The organism is Mesorhizobium sp. CNPSo 4688 (assembly GCF_057784295.1).
In genome coordinates this window covers 203,018-228,190 of record NZ_JBWLUY010000008.1, presented here as the reverse complement: position 1 = coordinate 228,190, position 25,173 = coordinate 203,018, and the positions used below count along the sequence as shown (strand labels likewise).

The window sequence follows — 25,173 nt, the reverse complement described above, 5'->3', positions numbered from 1 at the left end:
AATGATACGCCAATCCAGCCTGACTTGTGCGACAAAATAAGACAGCACTACTGTCCTAAATTTTTATGGCAGAAATCCTCAAGCCGCACAAGACCGATTCACAAAAATCTTGGGCGTTTCGCGACAGAAAATTACGCGGCGCGCGGCTGAAACGAAAACTTCGGTCCCCGCACGCCTTTGTGATCGGCCTCTGGCTTTACCGCTTTTTCAGCCCTTGGCCCTTGCGCGTCAAACCCCGAAGCAGCCATGGTCGCGCTCCTTTTCGCAAACAGCCATGGACTTTCCGAATGTTCTTTGCATCCGACAACTGGGCGGGCGTCCATCCCGACATCTCGGCCAACCTGACCCGCCATGCTGCCGGCATCGCCACCGCCTATGGCGATAGCGACCTCGACCGCGCCCTCCACAAGCGCTTCAACGAGATCTTCGAGCGCGAGGTCGCGGTCTTCTTCGTTGCCACCGGCACGGCGGCCAACGCGCTGTCGATGGCGTCGTTGAACCGGATCGGCGGCGTCGCCTTCTGCCATGCGGAAGCGCATATGAACGTCGATGAATTCGGCGCCGCGGGTTTTTACACCGGCGGCGCGCGCATGTCGCCCGTTCCGGGGCCTCTGGGGCGCATCAATCCGCAGGCGCTCGACCAGGCCATCAAGCGCTATTCGCGGGACCTCGTCCCCGCCGGCCAGCCGATGGCAGTGACGATCACCCAGGCGACCGAGGTCGGCACCGTTTACACCGTCGACGATATCAAGGCGATCGCCGAGGTGGCTCGCCGTCACAAGCTGCCGCTGCACATGGACGGCGCGCGCTTCGCCAACGCCGTTGCGGCGACAGAAGTCACCCCTGCCGAAATGACCTGGAAAAGCGGTGTCGACATCATCTCCTTCGGCGGCACCAAGAATGGCTGCTGGATGGCCGACGCGGTCGTGGTCCTCAACCCCGACGTGGCGCGCGACCTGCGCCTGCTTCGCCAGCGCGCCGGGCAAACTTTCTCCAAGGCGCGCTTCATCTCGGCCCAGTTCGAAGCCTATTTTACCGACGATCTGTGGCTGAGGATGGCGCGCCACGCCAATGCGATGGCCGCAAGGCTGGCGGCGGCGATCGAGGACGCGCCGTCCGGCCGGCTGGCCTGGCTGCCGCAGGCCAATGAAGTGTTCGCCATTCTCGACCGTACCAAGGCGGAAAAAATGCAAGGCCACGGCGCCAAATTCTATGAATGGGGCGTGCCGCAAAGCTTCGACGGCCACCTCGGTGACAATGAAGCGATCTACCGCTTCGTCGCCAGCTTTGCGACGACCACTGAAGAAGTCGACCACCTCGGCCACATGATTGCCTGAGCTTTTCCGATGACCAAGCCACCTCTCGGCTCAACAATGCGGCTGGTTCGCCCGGCGCCGAACGTGCTGGGCTTTTACGATGGCCGCATCGACGGCGTTCGCGCCTGGTCGGACGAGCCGAACTGGCTGGACGACGGTGCCTATGCCCTCGGCATCTGCACCTATGCCGTTGTCGACGGGCCGCACGCGCTTGTCTACGACACGCATATTTCACTGCCCCACGCGCGCTTTGTCCGGCAGACGCTCGAAGCCATGGGCGTCAGCTCGATCCGGGTCGTGCTCAGCCACTGGCATGACGATCATATTGCCGGCAATGAGGTGTTTCAGGATTGCGAGATCATCGCCAACACGCTCACCGCCTCGGCGCTGGTGCAAAACCGGGCTGAGATCGAAGGCGGCATTCCGCCGATCAAGCCTCTCGTGCTGCCGAACAGGACCTTCGAAGGCAGTCTCGACCTCACGGTTGGATCGATCGCCGTCGAGTTGCGCCAGGTCGAAATCCACAGCCACGACGGCACGGTGCTGTTCATGCCTGGCGACGGCCTGCTCCTGGCAGGCGACACGCTGGAGGATCCGATCACCTATGTCAGCGAGGCGGATCGTCTGGCGCAACACCTGGTCGATCTCGAACGCATGGCCGGCTGGCCGATAGACCGCATCCTGCCCAATCACGGTTCGCTCGAAGCGATAGAACGAGGCGGCTACGACAAAGGCCTCATCGCCGCCACGCAAGCCTACGTCCAAAAACTGCTTCGCTGCCGGCACGAGCCCGATCTGGCGAAGCAGGACTTGAAAACCTTCGGCGCCGACATGTTCGCCACCGGTGCGGTCAAGTACTTCGCGCTATACGAACCCGTTCATCGGCAAAACGTCGAGGCCGTTCTCGCGACCGGCGCCAGCAGAACGCGCTAGGCGAGGAAGGGCCGCAGCAGAAGCTCCAGGCCAAGCAGGATCAGGAAAATGAGGAACCAGCGCCGGAAGGTCGCCGGGCTGATCCGCTGCCGCAGCAACTGTCCCAGCCACATGCCGAGCAACGCCGGCAGGACCGCCAGCGACGACATGGCGATATGCTCGACCTGGAAGGCGCCATGCGAGGCGAGGCCGGCGGCAAGTGCGATGGTCGATACGGTGAAGGAAAGACCGAGCGCCTGGATCAGGTCGTCGCGGCTCAGCCCGAGGGCCTGGATATAGGGCACTGCAGGGACGACGAACACGCCGGTGCCGCCGGTAACGAGGCCGGTAAGAAAACCGACAATGGGCGATGACCAGCGTTCGGCCGACATCGGCACCGTCAATTGCCGCGCCAGCAGCGTATAGACGGCATAGACGATCAGTGCGGCACCGAGGCCGGCGGTCGTCCATTTGACGTTGTCGCTGGCCAGCAGCCATGAGCCGGCCAGCGTGCCGGCAACGATGCCGATCGTCATCAGCCATAGCCGCTTGAGGATCGAGGCAAAGCTCGGTCCCGCGAACAGCTGCCAGAAGTTGGTGACGAAGGACGGCACGATCAGCAGCGAGGCCGCGGCGACCGGCGGCATGATGGTGCCGAGCAGGCCCATGGCCAGCGTCGGCAGGCCCATGCCGGTAACGCCCTTGACGAGGCCGGCGAGCAGGAAGGTGACGGCAATTGCGGCCGTCAGCGCCAAGGAGAAATCAGACATCGCCCTTCATGGGAAGACGGCGCCTATTCCAAAAGAGCCAGACCCCCCGGTTCTGGGTGACACAGATTCCGCGCAACAAAAAAGCGGGGCCGCGCGGCGCCGCTTTCGTCTCGGGTGGAGACGCTTCTGTCCTTGGGCGTGACGCCGCCGTCTTGATTACGCGGCGTTCTTGGCCTCGATCTGCTTGGCCTTCTCGGAGCTCGCGGTAATCGCGATCTTGCGCGGCTTCAGCTCCTCGGGGATGTTGCGGGTGAGATCGACGAAGAGCAGGCCATTCTTCAGCGTGGCGCCCACAACCTCGACATGGTCGGCAAGCTGGAAGCGGCGCTCGAAGGAACGCGAGGCAATGCCGCGATAGAGCAGTTCGGAGCCTTCGCCATTGCCGTCTTCCTTGCGCTCACCCTTGACGGTCAGCACGTTGCGGTGGGCTTCGATCGAGATCTCTTCATCCGAGAAGCCGGCAACCGCCATCGAGATGCGATAGGCGTTCTCGCCGGTGCGCTCGATATTGTAGGGCGGATAGGTCTGCGCGCCATCGGGCTGGGCCAGCGAGTCGAGCATGGTGAACAGGCGGTCGAAGCCGACGGTCGAGCGATAGAGCGGGGAAAAATCAACGTGACGCATGAGGTGTTCTCCTGTTTGAGCAACATGGTTTGCGCGTGGCCGGTGCGAAACCCTGAAAAAGGCGTTTCGGCTAGACCAGCAGCCCCGACATCGGCGGCTGCATCCAACATTTGGGGAGCGCAAAAGCGCATTTCAAGGATTTTTGAAGAGCTGTGAATTGAGGCGTCGATGAACGGCAGATGAACCGCCGCTTCGGCGCCCGTTCAGCCGGCCGGCGCTAGAGTGCAGCCAGGATCAAGAACCAGGCGGCGCCGGATGAAGGTGCCGCGACGAGGCCGAACCGGGTGTAACGTCCCTTCCTCCCGGATCGACAGAGGCCGGAAGCATGCCGCCGCAGGCTGCTTCCGGCCTTACTCGTTGTTCGTCCGCCCCTTGGCGCCCCTCCCTTTGCTTTTCATCCATTGGCGTCTATCACCATGCCGACGCCCTGCCGGGCGAGACACCACCAAACGCAAGCGCCGAATGACGGACCTCTTCCACCCCACGCCAGGCAACCCGCCGCCGCAAAATGTCGCCGGAGGCTTCTTCACCACGCGCGATCGTAAGCAGATCCGCTACGGCCTGTTTGCCGCGGTCACCCGGCCGCTGAAGGGCACGGTCGTCCTGCTGCCCGGCCGCAACGAGTGCATCGAGAAATATTTCGAGACCATCCGCAACCTTGCCGATCGCGGCCTTGGCGTCGCCACGCTCGACTGGCGCGGCCAGGGCGGTTCGGACCGGCTGATCCGTGACCCGCAACGCGGCTATGTCCGCTCCTTCTACGACTACACCGGCGACCTCGAGCAGTTTTTCGAGGACATCGTGCTGCCCGACTGCCGCGGCCCCTACTACATCCTCGCCCATTCGGCCGGAGCTGTGATTGCGCTACTCGCCGCGCCGTCGATGGTCAACCGGGTGCGCCGCATGGTGCTGATCGCGCCATTCCTGACGGTGCCCGATTTTCCGCTGTCTGTAAAAACGGTGCGCCGCGTCTGCTCGCTCTTGTGCTTTCTCGGCCTTGGCCGGCTCTATGCCGCCTGGGGCCCCAGACCCAGGCAGACGCTGCCCTTTGCCGTCAACAAGGTGACATCGGACCCTGAGCGCTATCAGCGCAACACGAAAATCTACGAGGACTATCCAGAACTGGCGCTCGGCGGCCCGACGATCCGCTGGCTGCAGGCCGCCATCAAGGCAAGCGAAGCCATCAGCGATCCGGATTTCATGGCCAGGATCCAGGTTCCGCTGCTGGTGATCGCCGCCGGTGCCGATCAGGTCGTTTCCACCAAGGCCGTGGAAGCCTACACAAGGCGTCTGCGCCTCGGCTCCCTGCTGATGATCGATGGCGCCAAGCATGAGATCCTGCAGGAAGCCGATGTCTATCGCGAGCAGTTGCTCGCCGCCTTCGACGCCTTCATTCCAGGCCAGGACGACCCCACTGCCTGATGCCGCCGGCGCCGCAGGGTGCGGCGCCTTGAGCTTACGCCTGCTGACAGCCTTCTGTCAGGAGGACCGCCCGGCAGCGCCGGACGCACGCAAAGAGCTAAAGATTCTGACAGCCGGTGCTGCCCCGGAATGCTCATCTCCACGTCGAACTGAACGCCAAGGAGATGACATAATGACCGAGAAGACCTGCGCTGCCTGCGATTGCCAGCTGGACGCCAACCCGATCCGCGTCAAGGTCGGCGGCAAGACCGTCGAGGTCTGCTGCGAGGAATGCGCGATTGCATTGAACGAAGCCGGCGCCTCGGTGGCCGGCGCCTCAGTGGTCGGCAACGGGGAGGCCTGAGCGATGCGCCCCGATCATGCAACGGTGGTGCACCTGGCACAGGCACCCACAACCCAATCCGCGACCTTCTGGCGGTCCTTGCGGACACACTGCATTGCGGCGGCCAATTGGATCGGCCGCCAGCTGGAAAGGCGTCGGAGTCGCCTCGCACTGCTCGAAATGACCGACGAACAGCTCAAGGACATCGGCCTGTCGCGCGGAGAGGCCCACACGGAATATATGCGCCGCTTGTGGGACTGAGCCGGGCTGTTTGCGAAAACTCTGACAGGTGAAGTCTCCTGACAGGTTTGGACAGGCCGATCGCCTAGAGTGCCGAACAGCTTTCGGTGCAACGGGGGACGCAACGGTCATGTCGCAGTTCACGGTACAGACGCTCCTGGACACCGGCACCGTCAGGGTAAGGGACGTCGTCTGCAGCGGCGAATGCCGGCACAAGAGCGAAGAAGAATGCACCGCGGCCACGCATCTGGTGTTTCCCTATCGCGGTGTCTTCGTGCGCCATGTCGGCCGCAACGATGCGGTCGCCGAAGCCAACCAGTTGCTGTTCTTCAATGAGGCCGAGCCCTATCGGATCAGCCACCCGGTCGAGGGTGGCGATTCCTGCCTCGATCTCGTCATCGAGGAGGCGCAACTGCAGGAACTGACGCCGAAGGAGCAGCTGCGCTCGGGCAGTGCGTTGGCGTTTCGCCGCCAGCGCCGCCGCATTGACCCGCGGGCTCAGGCGCTGGTGGCAGTGCTGCGCCACAGCCTGAGCCGCAACATTGCCGAAACGCTGGAGGCTGAAACCCTGGCGCTGACGCTGGTGCGGCGCTCTCTCGGCGAGCGCACCTCGCATGCCGCCGGCGCCAGTGCTGGCCGGCAGAAACTGGTCGACCGTGCCAAGCTCGTTCTGTCCTCGGATCTGTCGCGGCGCTGGACGCTGGCCGAGATTGCCGCCGAAGTCGGCGTCTCGCCGGTTTATCTCACACAGGTTTTCCAGCAGGTCGAGGCGATGCCGCTCTACCGCTATCATCTGCGCCTGCGTCTGGCGCGTGCGCTCGACCTTTTGGGCCGCTACGACAATCTGACGACGCTCGGCATGGACCTCGGCTTCTCCAGCCACAGCCATTTCAGCGCGGCGTTCAGGCAGGTCTATGGACGAACGCCGGCGGAATTCCAGCGCTCGATCAAGCCGCGCTGAAGTTATCAGCCGCGCAGGGCCGCCATCGCCGCCGCGTGAAGTTCCGGCGTCGCCGCGGCCAGTACGTCGCCGCCCTTCTCCGCCGGGCCGCCGTCGAAGGTGGTGACGACGCCGCCGGCCTTTTCGATGATCGGGATCAGCGCCACGATGTCATAGGGCTTCAATCCGGGATCGGCGACGATGTCGACGCTGCCCGAGGCGATCATGGCGAAGGCGTAGCAATCGGCGCCATAGCGGACGAGTTGGACCTCTTTTTCGAATTTGTCGAAACGTGCGCGCGCCTCGCCTTTGAACAGCGCCGGCGTGGTGGTGAACAAGGTCGCCTCGTCGAGCTTCGTCGTCTTGCGCGTCGACAGTTTCCGCGGGCCGCCGGGGCCTTCATAGTGGGAGCCGGAAGCGTTGGCGTAGAACAGCTCGCCGGTGAAGGGCTGCGCCATCATGCCGGCGACGGCATCGCCGTCGACGGTGAGCCCGACCAGCGTCCCCCACACCGGCAGGCCGGAAATGAAGGCGCGGGTGCCGTCGATCGGGTCGATCACCCACACGTGCTTCGAGGAAATGTTTTCGCTGCCGTGCTCCTCGCCCAAAATGCCGTGATCGGGATACTCGGCCGATATCAGCGCCCGGATGGCGCGTTCCGTCTCACGGTCGGCTTCCGTGACCGGATCGAAACTGCCCTTTTCCTTGTTGGCTACCGCGCCCTGGGCGCGGAACCGCGGCAAGGTTTCAGCCGCCGCCGCTTGCGCGATCCGGCGCATGAAATCGATGCTGATGTCCACCTGATTCTCCCGCATTGCAGAGTGCCCGACCCGGTCTGCCGGCACTTTTGCGCCAAAACAAGCCGGTTTATCGATTTATCACTGAGATAACTGTTGCCAAAATATCACATTGGCGCCACCGAAGCGCAATTTCCACATCAGAGTGAATTAAAAAAGGGTGGAGTCGGTTGACATTTGTGCATCGCACAATAACTTTGTTGTCGGACAGGTTTTCCTGTTCATGCCCTCCTTGGGCGTTTCCTCCCTAGACTTCGACCGTGTCGTGCAAACGATGCGGTCTTTTTTTACGCCGCCGCATGGCTGGCGCGGGATCTCATGGATAGCCACCGCTCCGGCGTCATTCGGCAGCCAGCGGCAGGTCGATGAAATGGTGGTCGGGCATCGCCATCAGGTCGGCCGAAAAGCGCGCCATATCGTCGGCCAGCGCATCGAAACCGGCGGATTTCTGGAACGTCCGCTCATTCATGTAGAGCCCGCGATTGACCTCGATCTGCAGCGCATGCAGATGGCGCGCCGGCCGGCCGTAATGCTCGGTGATGAAGCCGCCGGCATAGGGTTTATTGTGGGCGACGGTGTAGCCCATGCCGATCAGCAGGCCGATCGCCGTCTCGGTCAGCGCAGCCGTGGCCGAGATGCCGAAACGGTCGCCGACGATGAAGTCCGGCCGCAGGCCGCTGTCGCCCACCCTGATGCTGGCGGGCATCGAATGGCAGTCAATCAGCACGGCATAGCTGAACCTGGCATGGGTCCTGGTCAAAAGCCGCTTCAGCGTCTCGTGATAGGGCTTGTAGACGGCCTCGATGCGCTGCACGGCCTCCGCCAGCGGCAGGCGGCCGGAATAGATGTCGAGCCCCTCGCCCACCAGCTTGGGCACGGTGCCGAGCCCGCCGGCGACGCGGGCCGAGCGGATGTTGCAGAAGGACGGCACCGGCTCGGCGAACATGCGCGGGTCGAGTTCCCACGGTTCGCGATTGACGTCGAGATAGGCGCGCGGAAAATTCGCCGCCAGCATCGGCGCGCCGAGCGCCACCGCGCTGCCGAACAACTCGTCGACATAGCAATCCTCGGAACGGCGGATGGCGTTGCGGTCGAGCCTGGCCATGGCCAGGAAGCGGTCGGGATAATGCCGGCCGCTATGCGGTGAGTTGAAGACGAAGGGAACGCGCTGCTCGGCGCCCGATCGGATTTCGAAGGGTGGAACGACCGAAAAATCCTCGGCTGCCGTCGTCAATTTGAACGAACCCGGAAACAGCAATGCATCATGATGGGAAACTGCCACCTCATCGGTCGCATGTCCAGCATTTCGGCGCGCCAGAAACCCCGTCAAATCAGGATTAATGCTGCTAGCGTTCACTTGATGTTTACCGTCACCTCCTCATATACAGGATGGTTAACGGGTTTGCCGGACGGCAGGCTTGGGCGGGTGATTCGGACGGGATAAGATGGCACGCATTCTGCTGGCGGAAGACGACGACGACATGCGCCGGTTCCTGGTCAAGGCACTGGAGCGGGCCGGCTACCATGTCAGCGATTTCGACAATGGTGCCAGCGCCTATGAGCGGCTGCGCGAGGAACCCTTCTCCCTGCTGCTGACCGACATCGTCATGCCGGAGATGGACGGCATCGAGCTTGCCCGCCGCGCCACCGAGATCGATCCCGACCTCAAGGTGATGTTCATCACCGGTTTCGCGGCCGTCGCGCTCAACCCCGATTCCAAGGCGCCGAAAGACGCCAAGGTGCTGTCGAAGCCCTTCCATCTGCGCGATCTCGTCAACGAGGTCGAAAAAATGCTGCAGGCCGCCTGAAGCACTTCGGGCGCGATGCCGCCGCTCGCCTTGGCGGCGCGACAAAACGAGCCGTTCTTTCCCTTTTCCGGCTATTGACGCGCTGGATCAAAAATGGTGTATGCGCGGCTTCGGATGGGCGTGTAGCTCAGCGGGAGAGCACTGCATTGACATTGCAGGGGTCACAGGTTCAATCCCTGTCACGCCCACCATCCAGACCAACGCGGCTTTGATTTGTTCCGCATGCCATCATGCGCTTGTCGGAACGAGATGACACTGTTCATGGCTCCGCCATGGCGCAAGGTCATCGTTTGGCGGCGGCGCCGCCAAACCATTTCCTCCAGAATATCCATTTGGACCTTCTGCGCTTGCGAAGCCGGACAATCGGCCTGTCGAAATCATCCGGGTTACCGCACTCGGTTAGAAACCGTCGCCGCCATTCGTCGCTTTCCTCGTTTCGCTGCGGGCTGAGACTCACCTTGCCCTCACGGGGGACGGGAGCATCCAACCCCGCCAGCAGGCCGATGCGCTGGCTGATGCTGTCGAAATCATCCAGCGTGTCTTCATAAAAAAGGCGGAGCGGTTCGATCCCGGTCCTGGCAAAAAACGAAGTCCAGCGACCGGTGCCAATGGCTATCTGGGCAAGGGCGAAGTCGATGCCATACGCCGAATACTCGGCATTTTTCACGGCAGCAGATTTGCTGGTCCAGGCACCGTCCTGCCATGCTTTCGCCCAGGAAATTGCCTGGCCCAGCCGATCGCGTCTTTCAAGGTATATCCACACCGGGTCAGGAAACCACTCGGTAAGCCTGATATCCCTGCTTAGCTCATAGAAATGGGACGGAAATAGTTTGGTTGCGGCCACTCCGTTTGGCGTAGCGCTGGCGGCAATACGGGCGCAACGCTCGACGGTCGGGGTCTTCTCTTCCCGGTTGAAGTACTCTTCCGGATTTCCCAGCACGCCCGTGCTGCGCATCTTTTCGCAAAGAAGCGTGCTGCCGGATCGCTGCAAGGTCGCGATAATGAGCGTCTTGCCAGGAGGTTTCCAACCTGTGGGCGGGCTGATCGGCATGTCTGACAAATACCAAGGAGACCACAGCCGAGTCCACCTTGCCAATTCAAGGAATGCAAAACCGCCCCGGCGCGAGCCGGGACGGCGCGGCCTCTCGGCCGGATCATTGCGGCCGCGGATCGGGCCTGTCGGGCTTGTCATGGGGGTTGTTGTTGCCTTCACGGCACGGGGTGCCGATGCCGCAGCATTTGCCGTTATAGGTGACACCAGGCTTGGTCTTCTCGCATTCCCTCGGCGGTGCCGTCTGACACCCCGCCAGCACCGAAACGGCGATGGCGGCGAGAAAGACGTTTCTTGAAGCGATAGACATGGACGTTCTCCTTGATGGGTCGTGTTTGCTACACAGCGCTTGGTCGCGGGCGGCAACGAAATGGTTCACGAGCAAACTGAAATCGCCGGCAAAGCCTTTGCGGTGCAGGCTGGTGAGCGGGCACGACAATGCCTGGGACAAATTTTCAGTCGTGACGCCCGGGCGCGATGGCTTTAAGGCTGGGGACAAGACGCGATGTTCGGGGGAACAATGCGAATGACGACATCAGTATGGTCGATGATCTCCGACCATTGGCGCACTCGCTCCGGCGGGTGGCCATGACGTCAATTCCGGCGGAGCGGAAGGCGACCTGGCGACGCATCTACCTCGAACTCAAACGGGCGAGGAAATATCTCCAATCGCCAGGTTCAAGCCTTGGCGGCGTTCTGGTTGCGGCAAAGCGAACGCTCGAACACAGGCGCGATGTCAGGCTTCGCCTCAGGGCGGCGCGTGACGCATACCCTGCCTTGCCGATTGCGGCGGGGAAGGACAGCTTCATGCTCGTCCGCATCATTGGCAACGATCTCGAGCCGCGGCACCGCAAAGGCCAGTCCTTCGACAATGCCAGCTTCATCCTCGACAATGAGCCTGCCTTTCCTGACTGCGACAAGTTCTGGATCGTCAATCGGATAGCCGATCCGGATGAGGAGGCCCGCATCGTCAGGCTGCTGGAGGGCCGCGGCCAGAGCTTTGTGCGCATCCCTTTCGACCTCGAGGCCTATGGCCGGATTGCGTGGGATATCGACAGGCTGGCGGCAAAGGAACTCCGGTTTTCCGGCAAAGGCGGCCGATCGGCCGAACTCACCGCGGCGCGCTACGAAACGTTCATCAGGCACAGCAAGAACCGCTATCTGATGAACAACAACGGCGCCCGCAACAAGGCGCTTGAGATCGCCCGCACGCGGGCGAAGTGGCTGATGCCGTGGGACGGAAACTGCTATCTGACCGAGCAGGCATTCCGGCAGATACGCTGGGCAATCGAGGCAAGGCCGTATCTGCCCTATGTCCTCGTGCCGATGGCGCGCATTGTCGAAAACCTGGCTCTGCTCGACGAGAATTTCAAACCGCCGGCCAGGGAAGAGCCCCAGATCATCTTTCGCGCCGACACGACCGCGTTGTTCGACGAAGATTATGCCTATGGCCGCCGGCCCAAGGTCGAAATGCTGTGGCGGCTCGGCGTTCCCGGACCATGGGACCGTTTCCGCGACGACCCGTGGGATTTCCAACGCCCGTCCCTGGCCCCCGATGCCGGGCTTTTCCACAAGGCCGGCTGGGTGGCGCGCCTGGATTCCGGGCGCTCGCATCTGGAAATCGGCAAGGCCGGTTTCGTCGCCCGCTGGGGCAGCCGCGACGAAGCCATCGTCGATATGATCGACCGCTGCGATGCCCTGGCGACCGCCGCCAGGCTCGACCCGTCGCGCCTGGTTTTTTACGACGACGCTGTTCTTGCAGCAGTATCCCAAGGCAATGACGTCGAGCTTCGCCGCCATCTCGAAACTGCCGCGAGCGAGGTGCTCGCCCGCGCTCCTGGCACCGATCTCGATCAAGCAGGCGAGCCTGCCCGCCTGCGCCATGTCCTGCACGACGCCACCGTGCTGGCGCTGGCGGCGACCGTGCTCAGTGAGCAGCGCTTTGCCGCCGATGCCGCGCAACGGATCCGCACATGCTTCATCGACCCTGACACAAGGATGAACCCGTCTCGCGCAAAACAAGGTGTCTTCGAGCTCGGTGGTCTCCACTTCTTTCTCGATGCCGTCCGCCTTGTCGAGCGGGCCGGGGCGCTGACCGGGCGGGAACGGGAGGACTTCCGGACCTGGCTTGGCGGCTACGGCAAATGGCTGGCCACCGTACCGGCGACAGAGTTTGGCAAGCACTGTATTCTCAGCGATCTTCAGCGGGCATCGATCGCAATGTTTCTGAACGACGGCGCAACGCTGGCCAGGGTCCGCCTCCACGCCCGCGAAAGGCTGGCGGCCGAGATCGCACCCGACGGCTCGCTTTTGAGCCAAACCTCCAGCCTGTGCGGCGCCATGCTCGCCTTGCAGGGCTGGACAGCCCTGGCGCGGGTGTTGTCCTCGGTCGGCGACGATTTGTGGCGGCACCAGGCTGCCGGGGGACAGGGCCTGGTCACGGCGCTGCGCCGGTTTGCCGCCGACATCGACGGCCAAGATGTTGAGACCATCGACCGGGATCTGGCTCGGCCACTGCTGTTCGATCTCGCATGCCACGGCCCCGAGACGACAGCGCTTGATGTCAGCGTCGGGAGATCGCTTTTCCATCCCGACCAGGGCATCGCACCGTTCTGGGTCTGGCGAAGGCAGTGATAGACTAGATCCTGATCCCGGCTTTCCAGAGCCGCAGCCGCGCTTTCAACAGCGGGCTGGATTCACGGGTCGCGATCGGCCGGATGTAGCGCCTGATCGTCCTGAACAAGGCATTGGCCGGTTCGGAAGCCTGCGATCTGGCGATCATCTCAAGCGCCTGTTTCAGTTCGCCAAAGCCGTCATGCAGAATATGGGCCGCACAGGCCGTGGCATAGGGATGACCGGCCTTCGCCGCGGCAAAATAGGACGCGAAATCCTTGCCCATGGCGTGGCCGTGCACTGTCTTGCGCGACAGAGCCAAAAGCATTGGCAGCGGCATCTTGGGACGCGCCTCGAATTGCACCGTCATGCGCGACTTCAAAATGGCTTCCCCTGCTGCGTAATCCTTCTCGCGAAAATAGGCCGCCGCGATCTTGAGGGGATAGGCATCGTTTTCAGGATCGAGCGCGTAGGCCTTGCCGAGAATGTCCCTCGCCTGCGCCGGGCTGATGTCGTCCTCAATGTTCAGGAACGCCGACAGATAGCCGAACGCCGCTTCGAATGGATGATAGTCGGACTGATGCTGCTCCAGCTCTTCGAGCATGAGTTGCGCCGCCAGGGGCGGGCTGAACAGCGCCGTGGTCCTGGTGCACGGAACGCCGCTCATCACAGACGACACGGATGCGAACACGCTGCTACCGGCGTAAATCCGCTGACAACGCGCCAGAAGGCCCATCTCGAAAAATGCCCTCAGCGTCTCATCCTTGAATTCGTTGGCGCCGAAATCGTCGGTCAGCAACGCGCCGGTTTGCGACCTCAGATAGTCGAGCGTCGCCCCGTCCTGGCCGACCAGCAGAGTCGCAATACCCTGTGACGCGAGCTCGGCCACAATCGCCTTGGCCAGCGTGGAAGGGATTACCTTGCCGTTGAAATTCAGCATCGAACGGTATTTGCCGCGAACGATGTCGCCGCTGCGAAGATGCAGGCCTGCCATCTGCCCCGGAAATCGGCAGGATTCGGCGGTGCGCAGCGCATGGTTCACCGGCTCGGCAAAGCCGAGAGTCCTGATCGTTTCGGATGTCGCGATCAGCTTTCCCTTGTCGCGAAAAGACTCCAGAACGTTGAAATCGTTGCAGAGCCAGCCGCGAAAAAAGCTTCGGCGGGCTGACGCATTCAGGCTTGCGCGGGTGAATTTCCCTTTCTTGAGAACCTCGAGATCCGTCTCTCTGATCTTTTCGCCCAGCCAGTGTTTCTCGATGAATTCGGGATTAAATATTTTGTCGACCGTATCGACAATGTGAAACGTCTTGTCCGAGACGGCTCTCTTCCAGGTGAAACCGAAGCGGTGGCCTGTCGCATCGGCAAGCGCCTTTGCATTGACCATGGCCAGAAGCCGGCCGCCCAGCCCGTCATCCCTGGTCGCGGCAATCAACTTTGCATGCTGAGGATCGGGATCAGGCCGCGCCGAGGCGGACGTCACCCTTCTCAACATGGCTGAGAAACCACGCATATGTCTGTTCCAATCCACTGCGAAGCACGTAGCGCGGGCGCCATCCCGTTGCAAACAGCCGCGACACATCCATCAGCTTGCGCGGCGTGCCGTCCGGCTTGGTCGTATCAAAGGTGATCGTAGCCTCGACGCCGGCGACGGATGCGACGGTTTGGGCAAGCTCGGCAATGGTGACATCCTCCCCCGAACCGACATTGACTTGGCTGTCGCCGCTATAATTCTTCAACAGCCAGACCAGCGCATCGGCAGCGTCGTCGACATGCAGGAATTCGCGCCTCGGCGTGCCCGAGCCCCAAACCTCGAGGCTGCTGCCGCCGCTCAGCGCCAGCGCATGCGCCTTTCGCATCAGCGCCGGCACCACATGGCTGCTCTGAAGGTCGAAATTGTCGCCTGGGCCGTAAAGGTTGGCCGGCATCGCCGAGATATAATCGACGCCGTGCTGGCGCCGATAGGCCTGGCACAGTTTCAGCCCTGCGATCTTGGCGATCGCATACCATTCATTGGTGGGCTCGAGCGGGCCGGTCAGCAGTGCATCTTCCGGGATCGGCTGTGGCGCGAGCTTGGGATAGATGCAGGACGAGCCGAGAAACAAAAGCTTGCCGACCTCGCTGCGAAAGGCGCTGTCGATGACATTGCTCTGCATGACCAGATTGTCCTGCAGGAAATCGACGGGGAACATGTCATTGGCCAGGATGCCACCAACCTTGGCGGCCGCCATCACCACCGCGTCCGGCCGGTGCTCGGCCATCCAGCGCCGCACGCCGGCCTGGTCGAGCAAGTCGAGCCTGTCGCGGGATGCGGTGAGCACCTCGCAATCCTCGCTCGCCAGCCGTCGCACGACGGCCGAACCGACCATGCCGCGATGCCCGGCGACGAAGACACGCTTGCCTTTCAGCTCAAATGTCACGTCCATCGGCCTGCCTCACGCAGAACGGCTGTTCTGCCGCGTGCCGCCGGCAGCACGCGCCAGATCGGCCTGCACCATTTCCGCCACAAGATCCCTGAACCCGGTCGTGTGCGACCAGCCAAGTCTCGCCTTGGCCTTGGCGGGGTCGCCGAGCAAAAAGTCGACCTCGGTCGGCCGAAAATAGCGCGGATCGATACGCACCAGGACCGTGCCCGAGCCGGCATCGACACCAACCTCGTCGACACCCTCGCCTTGCCAGCGGATGCTGCGTCCGGTCTCGGCAAATGCCAGTTCGACAAATTCGCGCACCGAATGCGCCTCGCCGGTCGCCAGCACGAAATCGTCGGCTTCGCTGTGCTGCAGAATGCGCCACATGCCTTCTACGTAGTCGCGCGCATGGCCCCAGTCACGCCTGGCGTCGAGATTGCCGAGATAGAGCGTGTCCTGCAGGCCGTGTTGGATCGAGGCGACGGCTCGTGTGATCTTGCGGGTGACGAAGGTTTCGCCGCGCGTCGGGCTTTCGTGGTTGAACAGGATGCCATTGGCGGCGAACATGCCGTAGGCTTCGCGGTAATTGACCGTGATCCAGTAGGCGTAGAGCTTGGCCGCGGCATAGGGCGAGCGCGGATGGAACGGCGTCGTCTCGCTTTGCGGGACCTCGCGCGCCTTGCCGTAAAGCTCCGAGGTCGAGGCCTGGTAGAAACGCACCGATTTTTCCATGCCGAGGATGCGGATCGCCTCCAGCAGCCTGAGCGTGCCCAACGCATCGGCATTGCCGGTATATTCGGGCGTCTCGAAACTCACCTGGACATGGCTCTGGGCGCCAAGATTGTAAATCTCGCTCGGCCGCGTCTCCTGCACGAGGCGAATGAGATTGGTTGCATCGGTCAGGTCGCCATAATGCAGGAAAAAGCGCGCACCGCGCTCGTGCGGATCGACATAGATGTCATCGACGCGCTCGGTATTGAACGAAGATGAGCGGCGTTTGACGCCATGGACAATATAGCCCTTCCGCAGAAGAAAATCTGCAAGATAGGCCCCGTCCTGCCCGGTTACACCGGTGATGAGCGCCACTTTTTCCGTCATTGCCGCATTCGTCCGCATCTAATCCGGCAACGGAATACAGATTTGACGCAAGAACGCAAATCCCCCACACGGGGGATACTTTTCAGCCAACGGTTGCGTTGCGCTCAGGCACCCGCGACCGCGCAGAAATGCTTCATCCTGGCCAACGCAAGCGCGGGATCGGCGAGCAACCCTGCCTGGTCGCCAAGGCGAAAGATGTCGGCATAGTGCAGGATGCCGCGCGCCGACTGCATGCCGCCGACCATTGTGAAATGATCCTGATGGCCGTTGAGCCAGGCCATGAAGACAATGCCAGCCTTGTAGTACTCGGTCGGCGCCTCGAAGATCTTGCGCGACAGTGGCACCGTCGGCGCCATCAGCGCGTCATAGCCGGCGCGGTCGCCGTCAGCCAACTTCGCCAGGGCCGCATTGGCGGCCGGGGCGATGGCGTCGAATATGCCGAGCAAGGCGTGCGAATGCCGCTTCCCGTCGCCTGCGATCAGTTCAGGGTAGTTGAAATCGTCGCCGGTGAACATGACGACGCCGTCCGGCAACCGGTCGCGCAGGGCGACTTCCTTGCCAGCATCGAGCAGGGAAATCTTTATCCCTTCGACCTTGCCGGCATGGCGCTCGATGATGGCGACGACGGTGTCGAGCGCAGTCTCGAAATTCTCACTGCCCCAATAGCCCCTTAGTGCCGGATCGAACATGTCGCCCAGCCAGTGCAGGATGACCTTGCCGGAGGCCTGACTGAGGATGCGGTCGTAGACCCTCATATAATCATCCGGGCCTTTGGCGACCGCCGCCAGCGCCCGACTGGCCATCATGATTGCCTTGCCACCCTGCCCTTCGATGAAGGTGAACTGTTCCTCATAGGCGGCGATCACGTCATCGAGCGTCCTGGCAGCCCCCGGCATCAGATGATCGGTGCCGGCGCCCGATGCCAGATCGGCGCCTTCGACGCTGCGCGCCTCGGCGATCGAGCGCCGGATCAATTCCTGCGCATTTGTCCAGTCGAACCCCATGCCGCGCTGCGAGGTATCCATCGCTTCGGCGATGCGGAAGCCGAGCCGCCACAGATGGTGGCGAAACGCCATCGTCCTGTCCCAGTCGACCGCAGGCTTCGACCACGGATTGGTCATCGCAAGCGGGTCGGCGACGACATGCGCCGCGGCATAGGCAATGCGCGGGAAAGCAGCACCTATTCTGGGCTCCACCGGGTTGCCCACGAGCTTGTAGCTGACGCGGCCGCCATTCTCCGCAGGCAGGGTAATATCCATGGCAACCTCCGTTTCCAGCATCCTATAAATGGAACGTTCCAATAAATCAAGAAGCTTTATGATTCCTGAGATTGAACCGGTCCAAATGCCGAAAAGAGGCCAAGAGCCTTGCTAGGCATCACATTCATCAATTTTTCGATCCTCTCCAGAATCCCGATTGACTCTCGTTTGGCACAGTGATTAGAACGTTCCAATAGATTTGCCAATCCAGGCGGAGGAAACCACCCGTATGGCCAGCCGGCCCAAGGCAACGATCCTGGACATCGCCCGCGAGGCCGGTGTGTCCAAATCGACGGTGTCGCTCGTGCTGCAAGGCTCAGGGCTGATCCGGCCTGAGACCGCGGTCAAGGTTCGCAAGGCGATCGAGGATGTCGGCTATGTCTACAACCGCGGCGCCGCCAATCTGCGCAAGGCCCACTCCAACGTCATCGGCATGGTCATCAACGATCTCACCAACCCCTTTTTCGCCGAGCTGGCGGTCGGCATGGAGCGTGTCTTCCAGTCGGCCGGCATCGTGCCGTTCATCGCCAACACGGCGGAAAATCCTGTTCGTCAGGAAGAAGTGCTGAAGTCGCTGATGGAACAGGGCGTCGCAGGCCTGATCGTGTCGCCGGCGCGCGGCACGACGCCGGGCGCCTTCCGCCGCATCGAGACGGCCGGCGTGCCGGTGGTCTTCGCGATGCGCCGCCTGCCGGACAGCCGCATCCCGGTGATCGCGCCCGACAATCATCGCGGCGCGTACCTTGCGGCCGCCCATCTGATCGGCAAGGGCCATCGCCGGCTGGCTTTCTTCGGTGGCACGTCCGATCTGGTCGTCTATCAGGAGCGCCTGGGCGGCTTTCGCGAAGCCTGCGAAACATTGGGCATCGCCAGGCGCGACGTGCTTGTCGTCGAAGGCGAAACCAGCCGAAGGGGCGGCATCGCCTGCCTGGAAACCGCCCTTGCCATGCCCGAGCCACCGACGGCGGCGCTGTGTTTCAACGACGCCGTTGCCTTCGGCGTCATGCTGGCGCTACGCAAGCGCGGGCTGGAGCCCGGCGCGGATTTCGCCGTTGTCGGTTTCGACGACGTGGTCGAGGCCGAGCACTACATGCCGGCGCTGACCAGCGTCTCGGTGGACACGGCAGGCCTTGGCGAGCGCGCCGCGCATGTCATGCTGAAGATGATCCAGTCGCGCACCACGCGTGCCGAGGACCATATCGGCGCCGTCAATCTGGTCGTCAGGGAAAGCTGCGGTCCCGATCGCCGCGCCCGGAACACGCCTGCAGGAATGGGAGACGCGGCATGAGCGTCAGATGGGGATTGATCGGCGCCAGCACGATCGCCAAACAGTTCATGATCAACGCCATCCGTGCGCAAGAGGGTGGCGAGATATCAGTGGTGATGAGTTCCAGCCCGGAGCGGGCCAAGGCCTATGCCGCGGAAAACAACATTCCGCTCGCCGTCTCGACACTCGACGACCTGCTCGGCGCCGGCATCGACGCCGTCTACATCTCGACCACCAATGAACTGCATCTCGAACAGGCGCTGGCCGCCATCAAGGCGGGAAAGCATGTTCTGTGCGAAAAGCCGCTGGCGCTGACCAGCGCCGATGCGCGCACCATGGTCGCCGCCGCCAAGGCAGCCGGAATCGTGCTTGGCACCAACCATCATCTGCGCAATGCCGGCGCCCACCGCGCCATGCGCGATGCCATATCAGCCGGCCGCATCGGCAAGCCGATCGCCGCGCGTGTCTTCCATGCCGTCTACCTGCCGGAGAACCTGCAGGGTTGGCGCATCACCAAACCTGAGGCCGGCGGCGGGGTGGTGCTCGACATCACCGTGCACGATGCCGACACGCTGCGTTTCGTGCTTGGCGACGACCCGATCGAGATTTCCGCCTTCACCCAGTCGGCCGGCATGGCCGGCAGTGGGCTGGAAGACGGCGCCATGTGCATCTGGCGCTTCAAGTCCGGCGTCATTGCCCAGTCGCATGAAGGCTTCACCACAAAGTTCGCCGACACCGGCTTCGAGGTGCATGGTTCGGAAGGCTCGTTGATCGGCAAAAATGTGATGACGCAAAAGCCGGTCGGCACGGTGCTGCTGCGCACAGCCAAGGGCGAGGAGGAACTGAGTTTCGACCACGAAGACCTCTACGTCCGGTCGCTGCGCCAGTTCCACGCCGCCATCAGCGGCAAAGGCCAGCCCTCCGCCACCGGCGAGGACGGCGTCTGGTCGCTCGCGTCAGCAGAAGCGGCGTTGCAGTCGGAGAAATCCGGCAAGGCGGTCGCAATCGATCCCAAGCTCGGGAGTGCCAAGTGAGCAAGCTCGTCTCCGCCGCTGCGGCCGCCGGCCTGATCAAGGACGGCATGACCGTATCCGTCTCCTCGTCGAGCGGCCTCGGCTGCCCGGATGCGGTGCTGGCCGCCATCGGCGAGCGCTTCGACACCGAAGGTCATCCCAAGAACATCACCACGCTGCACCCGATCGCCGCCGGCGACATGTACGGCATCAAGGGCATCGACCATCTGGCCAAGCCCGGCCTGTTGAAGCGCACGCTCTGCGGCTCCTATCCCTCGGGCCCCTCCTCGTCCGAGCCGCCGCAGATTTGGAAAATGATCGGCGACAATTCGGTTGCCGCCTACAATGTGCCGTCCGGCATCCTGTTCGACATGCATCGGGAGGCCGCCGCCAAGCGGCCGGGCGTGCTGACCAAGGTCGGCCTCGACACTTTCGCCGATCCGCGCCACCAGGGCTGCGCCATGAACGCGGCCGCCAGCGAGCCGATCGTCTCGGTGCAGCAGTTCGACGGCGAGGAATGGCTCTATTTCCGCGCGATCGTACCCAACATCTCGATCATCCGCGCCACCACCGCCGACGAGCGCGGCAACCTCACCTATGAGCATGAAGGCGCCTATCTCGGCGGTCTCGAACAGGCACTCGCTGCCCGCAACAATGGCGGCATCGTCATCGCGCAGGTCAAGCGCGTGGTCGAGAACGGCACGCTGAAGCCGCACGATGTACGCGTGCCCGGCGTTCTGGTCGACCATATCGTGGTGGCGCCGGATCAGTTGCAGACGACGCTGACGCCTTATGATCCGGCGATTTCAGGCGAGATCTTCCGGCCGCTGTCGAGCTTCCGCAACGCCGAGATGAACGTCCAGAAGGTCATCGCACGCCGCGTTGCCATGGAATTGCGCGACGGCATGGCCGTCAACATCGGCTTCGGCATCTCCGCCAACGTGCCACGCATCCTCCTTGAGGAAGGCCAGCACGGCAAGGTCACCTGGGTGATCGAGCAGGGTGCGGTCGGCGGCGTGCCGCTGCTCGACTTCAAGTTCGGCTGCGCCTCCAATGCCGAGGCGATCATGCCCTCGCCGCACCAGTTTATCTACTTCCAGGCCGGCGGCTTCGACGCCTCGCTGCTATCCTTCCTGCAGATCGACCGCCACGGCTCGGTCAATGTCTCCAAGCTGTCGGCACGGCCGCATGTCACCGCCGGCGCCGGTGGCTTCGTCGACATCACCGCGCGGGCGAAGAAGATCGTCTTCTCCGGCTTCTTCAATGCCGGTGCGAAACTGTCGCTCGCCGAAGGCGGCATCCGCATCGACACCGAAGGCAAGGTCAAGAAGGTGGTCAACGAAGTCGAGCACATCTCCTTCTCTGGCAAGCGTGCTGTCGCGCAGGGGCAGGACATCACTTACGTCACTGAGCGCTGCGTGATGAAGCTGACGCCGGACGGCCTGATGGTGACGGAACTGGCGCCGGGCATCGACCTCGAGCGCGACGTGCTGGCGCAGTCCGAGACACCGCTCGGCGTCGCCAACGACCTCAAGGTCACGCCGACGGCCCTCTACCAGGATCGGCCGATCGGCCTGTCGCTGAATGGCGGCGCTTCGCTCGGAGGCGCACATGACTGAGCGCCTCGTAACTTTCGAACAGGACGGCGCCATCGGTATCGTCACGCTGCGCCGGCCTGAAAAGTTCAACGCGCTGGACATCCCGATGCTGCGCGCTCTCGGAGCCGCGCTCGACGAAGCCGAGATGGCTGAAGGCGTGCGCGTCGTGCTGGTCCGCGGCGAAGGCAAAGGCTTTTGCGCCGGCGGCGACGTCGAGGCCTGGGGTGGCATGAGCGCCGCCGACTTCCAGGTGCAATGGGTGCGCTATGGCCACCGCGTCTTCGACCGGCTGGCAAGGCTCCGGCAACCGACCATTGCGGTGCTGTCCGGCCATGCGCTGGGCGGCGGGCTGGAACTGGCAGTCGCCTGCGACTTCCGCGTCGCAGAAACGCAGGTGAAGCTCGGCTTCCCCGAGACCTCGATCGGCGTTGTCCCCGGCTGGTCCGGCACGCAACGCGCCGTGCGCCGCTTTGGCGCCCAGATCGTCCGCCGCATGGCGCTCGGCGGCGAAGTCTTTGCCGCCCCCGACGCGCTCGCCCTCGGCATCGTCGACCGCGTGGTCGAGACCGGTCAGGCGTTCGCCGAAGCCAAGGCGTGGGCAGGAAAAATCGCCGAACGCGGACCGCTCGCAACCGAAGCCGCCAAGCTGATGATCGCAGTCGCCGAAGGCGAGGAAAGCGCTGCCGCTACGGAAGCCCTCGCCAGCGGCTTCATTGCGCTGACCGGCGACCTCAAAGCCGGCGTCGGCGCCTTTAAGACGAAGCAAAAGCCGGCCTTTTCGAGATCCTAGAGAAAGCATGATGAACGCACCGCTCAACATTTCCATGCCGACTGAGGCGTCCAAGGCGCCAAAGGCTTACCAGCTCCTGATCGACGGCAAGCACGTCGATGCCCGCGATGGCCGTATGCTGGAGCGCAACAGCCCCGGCCACGGCTTCACCGTTTCGCGCTATGCGCAGGCCGGCGAGCCCGAGGTGGAAGCGGCGATGCAGGCCGCGCACAGAGCCTTCGAGACCGGCCCGTGGCCGCGCATGAAAGCCTCCGAACGCGCCGCAATCCTGCTCAAGACGGCCGACCTGATCGAGGCACAGCTGGAAGACATCGCCCGGCTCGATGCGCTGGAATCCGGCAAGCCGATCGCTCAGGCGCGCGGCGAAATCGGTGGCGCCGTCGACATCTGGCGCTATGCCGCCTCGCTTGCCCGCACGCTGCATGGCGAGAGCTACGCCAATCTCGGCGACGCCATGCTGGGCGTGGTCGTGCGCGAACCGATCGGTGTCGTCTCGATCATTACGCCGTGGAATTTCCCTTTCCTCATCGTCAGCCAGAAACTCCCCTTCGCGCTTGCCGCCGGCTGCACGGCGGTGGTGAAGCCCAGCGAAATGACCTCGGCCTCGACCTTCCTGCTCGGTGATATCCTGCTCGAAGCCGGCCTGCCCGCCGGTGTCGTCAACATTCTGGCCGGTCTCGGTGCCGATGTCGGTGCGCCGATGGTTAGCCATCCCTTGGTCGAGATGGTGTCCTTCACCGGCTCGACCCGCGTCGGCAAGATGACCATGGCTGCAGCCGCGCAGTCGTTGAAGAAAGTCTCGATGGAGCTCGGCGGCAAGAACGGCCAGATCGTCTTCCCCGACGCCGATCTCAAGGCAGCCGCCGACGCCGCCGTGTTCGGCGGCTTCTTCAACGCCGGCGAGTGCTGCAATGCCGGCAGTCGGCTGATCGTGCATGAGGCGATCGCAGACGATTTCCTCGCCGCTGTGAAGGCCCTCACCGCTAAAGTGACGGTAGGCGATCCGCTCGACGACCGCACCAAGGTCGGCGCGATGATTTCCGCCGATCATCTGAGTAAAGTCGCGGGTTACGTAACGGCAGCGGCAAGAGACGGCAGCAATATCTACAGCGGCGGCAAACAGCTGGCCTCGAATGCCGGCCAATACCTCGACCCGACCATCATTCGCGGCGTCACGCAGGACATGGCCATTGCGCGTGAGGAAGTCTTCGGGCCGGTGCTCTCGGTGCTGACTTTTGAATCGATTGAAAAGGCGTTGCACATCGCCAACAACACGCCTTATGGTCTGTCGGCAGGGGTGTGGAGCGCCAGCATCGACACCTGTATGTCGGTGGCGCGTGGTGTGCGTTCGGGGACGGTTTGGGTGAACACATTCATGGAAGGCTACCCCGAGCTGCCATTCGGGGGCTACAAGCAGTCCGGCATCGGACGCGAACTCGGCAAACGCGCTGTCGAGGACTATACCGAGGAAAAAACAATCCAGTTTCATCGCGGCCAGCGCACCGGTTGGTGGGTCGGCTGAGTTTGGAAGAACCCGACGGGCATCCGTCGGTTTTGTGAATGCAACAAAGGGAGGTAGTACATGTTGCGCAAACTGCTTATCGGAACGGCTCTGGCGACGACCTTTGCTTTCTCGGCCCATGCCGAGGACGTCAAGGAAGTGCAGATGCTGCATTGGTGGACGTCGGGCGGCGAAGCGGCTGCTCTCAACGTCCTCAAGGGCGACCTGGCCAAGGAAGGCTATGCCTGGAAGGACGTGCCGGTGGCCGGCGGTGGCGGCGACGCCGCCATGACCGCGCTGAAGGCAATGGTCGCGGCCGGCAACTACCCGACCGCATCGCAGATGCTCGGCTACACCGTGCTCGACTACGCAGCGGCCGGCGTCATGGGCGACCTCACCGAGACCGCGAAGAAGGAAGGCTGGGACAAGTCGGTTCCGGCAGCCCTGCAGAAGTTCTCCGTCTACGACGGCAAGTGGGTCGCGGCTCCGGTCAACGTCCACTCGGTCAACTGGCTGTGGATCAACAAAGCGGTGATGGACAAGATCGGCGGCGCCGAGCCGAAGACCTTCGACGACTTCGTTGCCCTGCTCGACAAGGCCAAGGCGGCTGGCGTCATCCCGCTCGCTCTCGGCGGCCAGAACTGGCAGGAAGCCACCATGTTCGATTCGGTCGTACTGTCGACCGGTGGACCTGAGTTCTACAAGAAGGCCTTCAACGACCTCGACGACGAGTCGCTCAAGTCCGACACGATGAAGAAGTCGTTCGACAATCTTGCCAAGCTCGTCACCTATGTCGACCCGAACTTCTCGGGCCGCGACTGGAACCTTGCCACCGCCATGGTCATCAAGGGCGACGCCCTGGTGCAGGTCATGGGCGACTGGGCCAAGGGTGAGTTCAACGCCGCCAAGAAAACGCCGGGCACGGACTTCCTGTGCTATCGCTTCCCGGGCACCGACGGCTCCGTGATCTACAACTCCGACATGTTCGGCATGTTCAACGTTCCGGACGACCGCAAGGCCGCCCAGGTCGCATTGGCCACCGCCACGCTGTCGAAGAGCTTCCAGTCGGCCTTCAACGTCGTCAAGGGTTCGGTTCCGGCCCGTACCGACGTTCCGGACACCGACTTCGACGCGTGCGGCAAGAAGGGCATCGCCGACCTGAAGGCTGCCAATGAAGGCGGCACGCTGTTCGGCTCGCTGGCCCAGGGCTACGGCGCGCCTCCGGCGGTCGCCAATGCCTACAAGGACGTCGTTTCGAAGTTCGTCCATGGTCAGATCAAGACCTCGGACGAAGCCGTGACCGAACTGGTCAAGGCAATCGACGACGCCAAGTAAGCGCTATGCCTAAACCACCTTCCCCGCTTCGGCGGGGAAGGTTTCACCTCAGGATTGGCCGGCCTGAACACCATGCCGACCAAGGACCCGTA

The 25,173-nt window shown here is 62.9% G+C and carries 24 protein-coding genes and 1 tRNA gene; 15 read left to right on the top strand and 10 right to left on the bottom strand.

Annotation, left to right across the window (positions count from 1 at the left end; genetic code table 11):
• The first annotated feature begins 287 nt into the window (after positions 1–287).
• Both AC04SH_RS17160 and AC04SH_RS17155 read left to right on the top strand, forming a co-directional pair.
• A complete protein-coding gene (locus AC04SH_RS17160; RefSeq protein WP_488575912.1) occupies positions 288–1,337 on the top strand; it encodes a threonine aldolase family protein in 1,050 nt (349 codons plus the stop codon).
• 9 nt (positions 1,338–1,346) lie between these two features.
• Positions 1,347–2,249: an MBL fold metallo-hydrolase gene (locus AC04SH_RS17155; RefSeq protein ID WP_488575911.1), complete on the top strand. Its 903-nt coding sequence runs from the start codon at positions 1,347–1,349 to the stop codon at positions 2,247–2,249.
• Here AC04SH_RS17155 and AC04SH_RS17150 read toward each other — a convergent pair.
• Positions 2,246–2,998 (bottom strand): sulfite exporter TauE/SafE family protein, encoded by a 753-nt coding sequence (locus AC04SH_RS17150; protein ID WP_488575910.1) that lies wholly within the window; start codon positions 2,996–2,998, stop codon positions 2,246–2,248. The two genes, AC04SH_RS17155 and AC04SH_RS17150, sit on opposite strands and share 4 nt — an antisense overlap.
• Positions 2,999–3,154: 156 nt before the next feature.
• Positions 3,155–3,622 carry an Hsp20 family protein gene (locus AC04SH_RS17145; RefSeq protein ID WP_203278585.1) on the bottom strand — a complete coding sequence of 156 codons (468 nt, stop codon included), beginning with the start codon at positions 3,620–3,622 and terminating at the stop codon, positions 3,155–3,157.
• 462 nt (positions 3,623–4,084) lie between these two features.
• On the opposite strand from AC04SH_RS17145, the gene AC04SH_RS17140 reads away from it, so the two are divergent.
• The 4 genes from AC04SH_RS17140 to AC04SH_RS17125 all read left to right on the top strand — a co-directional run bounded on the left by AC04SH_RS17140 (position 4,085) and on the right by AC04SH_RS17125 (position 6,567).
• On the top strand, positions 4,085–5,044 hold the full coding sequence (locus AC04SH_RS17140; RefSeq protein ID WP_488575909.1) for an alpha/beta fold hydrolase: 960 nt from the start codon (positions 4,085–4,087) through the stop codon (positions 5,042–5,044).
• Positions 5,045–5,216: 172 nt separating this feature from the next.
• Positions 5,217–5,387 carry a hypothetical protein gene (locus tag AC04SH_RS17135; RefSeq protein ID WP_181057448.1) on the top strand — a complete coding sequence of 57 codons (171 nt, stop codon included), beginning with the start codon at positions 5,217–5,219 and terminating at the stop codon, positions 5,385–5,387.
• Between the two features lie 3 nt (positions 5,388–5,390).
• A complete protein-coding gene (locus AC04SH_RS17130) occupies positions 5,391–5,627 on the top strand; it encodes a DUF1127 domain-containing protein (protein ID WP_488575908.1) in 237 nt (78 codons plus the stop codon).
• 109 nt (positions 5,628–5,736) lie between these two features.
• The gene (locus AC04SH_RS17125) at positions 5,737–6,567 is read left to right on the top strand and encodes a helix-turn-helix transcriptional regulator (RefSeq protein ID WP_488575907.1); all 831 of its coding nucleotides are present in this window, start codon (positions 5,737–5,739) and stop codon (positions 6,565–6,567) included.
• A 5-nt stretch (positions 6,568–6,572) separates the two neighbouring features.
• Here the strand turns inward: AC04SH_RS17125 and hisN are convergent, their stop codons facing one another.
• Together hisN and AC04SH_RS17115 are read right to left on the bottom strand one after the other, a co-directional pair.
• Positions 6,573–7,346, bottom strand: a complete 774-nt coding sequence (gene hisN / locus AC04SH_RS17120) for a histidinol-phosphatase (protein WP_488575906.1) — start codon at positions 7,344–7,346, stop codon at positions 6,573–6,575.
• A 337-nt stretch (positions 7,347–7,683) separates the two neighbouring features.
• Positions 7,684–8,625, bottom strand: coding sequence for an N-formylglutamate amidohydrolase (locus tag AC04SH_RS17115; RefSeq protein ID WP_488575905.1), 942 nt, complete (start codon positions 8,623–8,625; stop codon positions 7,684–7,686).
• 163 nt (positions 8,626–8,788) lie between these two features.
• Between AC04SH_RS17115 and cpdR the strand changes: the two genes are divergently transcribed.
• Positions 8,789–9,151, top strand: coding sequence for a cell cycle two-component system response regulator CpdR (gene cpdR, locus AC04SH_RS17110; protein WP_023671195.1), 363 nt, complete (start codon positions 8,789–8,791; stop codon positions 9,149–9,151).
• 116 nt (positions 9,152–9,267) lie between these two features.
• Positions 9,268–9,342, top strand: a tRNA-Val gene (locus AC04SH_RS17105).
• Between the two features lie 92 nt (positions 9,343–9,434).
• Here AC04SH_RS17105 and AC04SH_RS17100 read toward each other — a convergent pair.
• Both AC04SH_RS17100 and AC04SH_RS17095 read right to left on the bottom strand, forming a co-directional pair.
• Entirely contained in the window at positions 9,435–10,202 is a 768-nt protein-coding gene (locus AC04SH_RS17100; RefSeq protein ID WP_488575904.1) for a Stf0 family sulfotransferase, read from the bottom strand.
• Between the two features lie 103 nt (positions 10,203–10,305).
• Complete coding sequence (locus tag AC04SH_RS17095; protein ID WP_488575903.1) at positions 10,306–10,512, bottom strand: hypothetical protein; 207 nt, start codon at positions 10,510–10,512, stop codon at positions 10,306–10,308.
• A 278-nt stretch (positions 10,513–10,790) separates the two neighbouring features.
• Between AC04SH_RS17095 and AC04SH_RS17090 the strand changes: the two genes are divergently transcribed.
• The gene (locus tag AC04SH_RS17090; RefSeq protein ID WP_488575902.1) at positions 10,791–12,836 is read left to right on the top strand and encodes an alginate lyase family protein; all 2,046 of its coding nucleotides are present in this window, start codon (positions 10,791–10,793) and stop codon (positions 12,834–12,836) included.
• Positions 12,837–12,840: 4 nt separating this feature from the next.
• Here AC04SH_RS17090 and AC04SH_RS17085 read toward each other — a convergent pair whose 3' ends face one another.
• The 4 genes from AC04SH_RS17085 to AC04SH_RS17070 all read right to left on the bottom strand — a co-directional run bounded on the left by AC04SH_RS17085 (position 12,841) and on the right by AC04SH_RS17070 (position 17,577).
• Positions 12,841–14,325, bottom strand: a complete 1,485-nt coding sequence (locus tag AC04SH_RS17085) for a hypothetical protein (RefSeq protein WP_488575901.1) — start codon at positions 14,323–14,325, stop codon at positions 12,841–12,843.
• Entirely contained in the window at positions 14,270–15,238 is a 969-nt protein-coding gene (gene fcl, locus AC04SH_RS17080) for a GDP-L-fucose synthase (protein WP_488575900.1), read from the bottom strand. The genes AC04SH_RS17085 and fcl overlap by 56 nt, the downstream gene beginning before the upstream one ends.
• Positions 15,239–15,247: 9 nt before the next feature.
• Complete coding sequence (gene gmd, locus AC04SH_RS17075) at positions 15,248–16,318, bottom strand: GDP-mannose 4,6-dehydratase (protein WP_488575899.1); 1,071 nt, start codon at positions 16,316–16,318, stop codon at positions 15,248–15,250.
• Between the two features lie 104 nt (positions 16,319–16,422).
• Positions 16,423–17,577 (bottom strand): dihydrodipicolinate synthase family protein, encoded by a 1,155-nt coding sequence (locus AC04SH_RS17070; RefSeq protein ID WP_488575898.1) that lies wholly within the window; start codon positions 17,575–17,577, stop codon positions 16,423–16,425.
• A gap of 229 nt (positions 17,578–17,806) precedes the next feature.
• On the opposite strand from AC04SH_RS17070, the gene AC04SH_RS17065 reads away from it, so the two are divergent.
• Genes AC04SH_RS17065 through AC04SH_RS17040 form a run of 6 tightly spaced genes read left to right on the top strand, consistent with a single transcriptional unit; the run spans position 17,807 to position 25,081 of the window.
• The gene (locus AC04SH_RS17065; protein ID WP_477233116.1) at positions 17,807–18,865 is read left to right on the top strand and encodes a LacI family DNA-binding transcriptional regulator; all 1,059 of its coding nucleotides are present in this window, start codon (positions 17,807–17,809) and stop codon (positions 18,863–18,865) included.
• Positions 18,862–19,878: a Gfo/Idh/MocA family protein gene (locus tag AC04SH_RS17060; protein ID WP_488575897.1), complete on the top strand. Its 1,017-nt coding sequence runs from the start codon at positions 18,862–18,864 to the stop codon at positions 19,876–19,878. The genes AC04SH_RS17065 and AC04SH_RS17060 overlap by 4 nt, the downstream gene beginning before the upstream one ends.
• Entirely contained in the window at positions 19,875–21,476 is a 1,602-nt protein-coding gene (locus tag AC04SH_RS17055; RefSeq protein WP_477233118.1) for an acyl CoA:acetate/3-ketoacid CoA transferase, read from the top strand. Before AC04SH_RS17060 ends, AC04SH_RS17055 begins: the two co-directional genes overlap by 4 nt.
• A complete protein-coding gene (locus AC04SH_RS17050) occupies positions 21,469–22,245 on the top strand; it encodes an enoyl-CoA hydratase/isomerase family protein (RefSeq protein WP_488575896.1) in 777 nt (258 codons plus the stop codon). The genes AC04SH_RS17055 and AC04SH_RS17050 overlap by 8 nt, the downstream gene beginning before the upstream one ends.
• A gap of 10 nt (positions 22,246–22,255) precedes the next feature.
• A complete protein-coding gene (locus AC04SH_RS17045) occupies positions 22,256–23,767 on the top strand; it encodes an aldehyde dehydrogenase family protein (RefSeq protein ID WP_488575895.1) in 1,512 nt (503 codons plus the stop codon).
• A 60-nt stretch (positions 23,768–23,827) separates the two neighbouring features.
• A complete protein-coding gene (locus AC04SH_RS17040; protein ID WP_477351039.1) occupies positions 23,828–25,081 on the top strand; it encodes an ABC transporter substrate-binding protein in 1,254 nt (417 codons plus the stop codon).
• Positions 25,082–25,173 lie beyond the last annotated feature (92 nt).

What these genes read in the sequence shown, in the direction of transcription:
- AC04SH_RS17160 (WP_488575912.1), top strand. Translation starts at nt 288, where the DNA reads ATGTTCTTTGCATCCGACAACTGGGCGGGCGTCCATCCCGACATCTCG.
- AC04SH_RS17155 (WP_488575911.1), top strand. Translation starts at nt 1,347, where the DNA reads ATGACCAAGCCACCTCTCGGCTCAACAATGCGGCTGGTTCGCCCGGCG.
- AC04SH_RS17150 (WP_488575910.1), bottom strand. Translation starts at nt 2,998, where the DNA reads ATGTCTGATTTCTCCTTGGCGCTGACGGCCGCAATTGCCGTCACCTTC.
- AC04SH_RS17145 (WP_203278585.1), bottom strand. Translation starts at nt 3,622, where the DNA reads ATGCGTCACGTTGATTTTTCCCCGCTCTATCGCTCGACCGTCGGCTTC.
- AC04SH_RS17140 (WP_488575909.1), top strand. Translation starts at nt 4,085, where the DNA reads ATGACGGACCTCTTCCACCCCACGCCAGGCAACCCGCCGCCGCAAAAT.
- AC04SH_RS17135 (WP_181057448.1), top strand. Translation starts at nt 5,217, where the DNA reads ATGACCGAGAAGACCTGCGCTGCCTGCGATTGCCAGCTGGACGCCAAC.
- AC04SH_RS17130 (WP_488575908.1), top strand. Translation starts at nt 5,391, where the DNA reads ATGCGCCCCGATCATGCAACGGTGGTGCACCTGGCACAGGCACCCACA.
- AC04SH_RS17125 (WP_488575907.1), top strand. Translation starts at nt 5,737, where the DNA reads ATGTCGCAGTTCACGGTACAGACGCTCCTGGACACCGGCACCGTCAGG.
- cpdR (WP_023671195.1), top strand. Translation starts at nt 8,789, where the DNA reads ATGGCACGCATTCTGCTGGCGGAAGACGACGACGACATGCGCCGGTTC.
- AC04SH_RS17100 (WP_488575904.1), bottom strand. Translation starts at nt 10,202, where the DNA reads ATGCCGATCAGCCCGCCCACAGGTTGGAAACCTCCTGGCAAGACGCTC.
- AC04SH_RS17095 (WP_488575903.1), bottom strand. Translation starts at nt 10,512, where the DNA reads ATGTCTATCGCTTCAAGAAACGTCTTTCTCGCCGCCATCGCCGTTTCG.
- AC04SH_RS17090 (WP_488575902.1), top strand. Translation starts at nt 10,791, where the DNA reads ATGACGTCAATTCCGGCGGAGCGGAAGGCGACCTGGCGACGCATCTAC.
- AC04SH_RS17085 (WP_488575901.1), bottom strand. Translation starts at nt 14,325, where the DNA reads ATGCGTGGTTTCTCAGCCATGTTGAGAAGGGTGACGTCCGCCTCGGCG.
- fcl (WP_488575900.1), bottom strand. Translation starts at nt 15,238, where the DNA reads ATGGACGTGACATTTGAGCTGAAAGGCAAGCGTGTCTTCGTCGCCGGG.
- gmd (WP_488575899.1), bottom strand. Translation starts at nt 16,318, where the DNA reads ATGACGGAAAAAGTGGCGCTCATCACCGGTGTAACCGGGCAGGACGGG.
- AC04SH_RS17070 (WP_488575898.1), bottom strand. Translation starts at nt 17,577, where the DNA reads ATGGATATTACCCTGCCTGCGGAGAATGGCGGCCGCGTCAGCTACAAG.
- AC04SH_RS17065 (WP_477233116.1), top strand. Translation starts at nt 17,807, where the DNA reads ATGGCCAGCCGGCCCAAGGCAACGATCCTGGACATCGCCCGCGAGGCC.
- AC04SH_RS17060 (WP_488575897.1), top strand. Translation starts at nt 18,862, where the DNA reads ATGAGCGTCAGATGGGGATTGATCGGCGCCAGCACGATCGCCAAACAG.
- AC04SH_RS17050 (WP_488575896.1), top strand. Translation starts at nt 21,469, where the DNA reads ATGACTGAGCGCCTCGTAACTTTCGAACAGGACGGCGCCATCGGTATC.
- AC04SH_RS17045 (WP_488575895.1), top strand. Translation starts at nt 22,256, where the DNA reads ATGAACGCACCGCTCAACATTTCCATGCCGACTGAGGCGTCCAAGGCG.
- AC04SH_RS17040 (WP_477351039.1), top strand. Translation starts at nt 23,828, where the DNA reads ATGTTGCGCAAACTGCTTATCGGAACGGCTCTGGCGACGACCTTTGCT.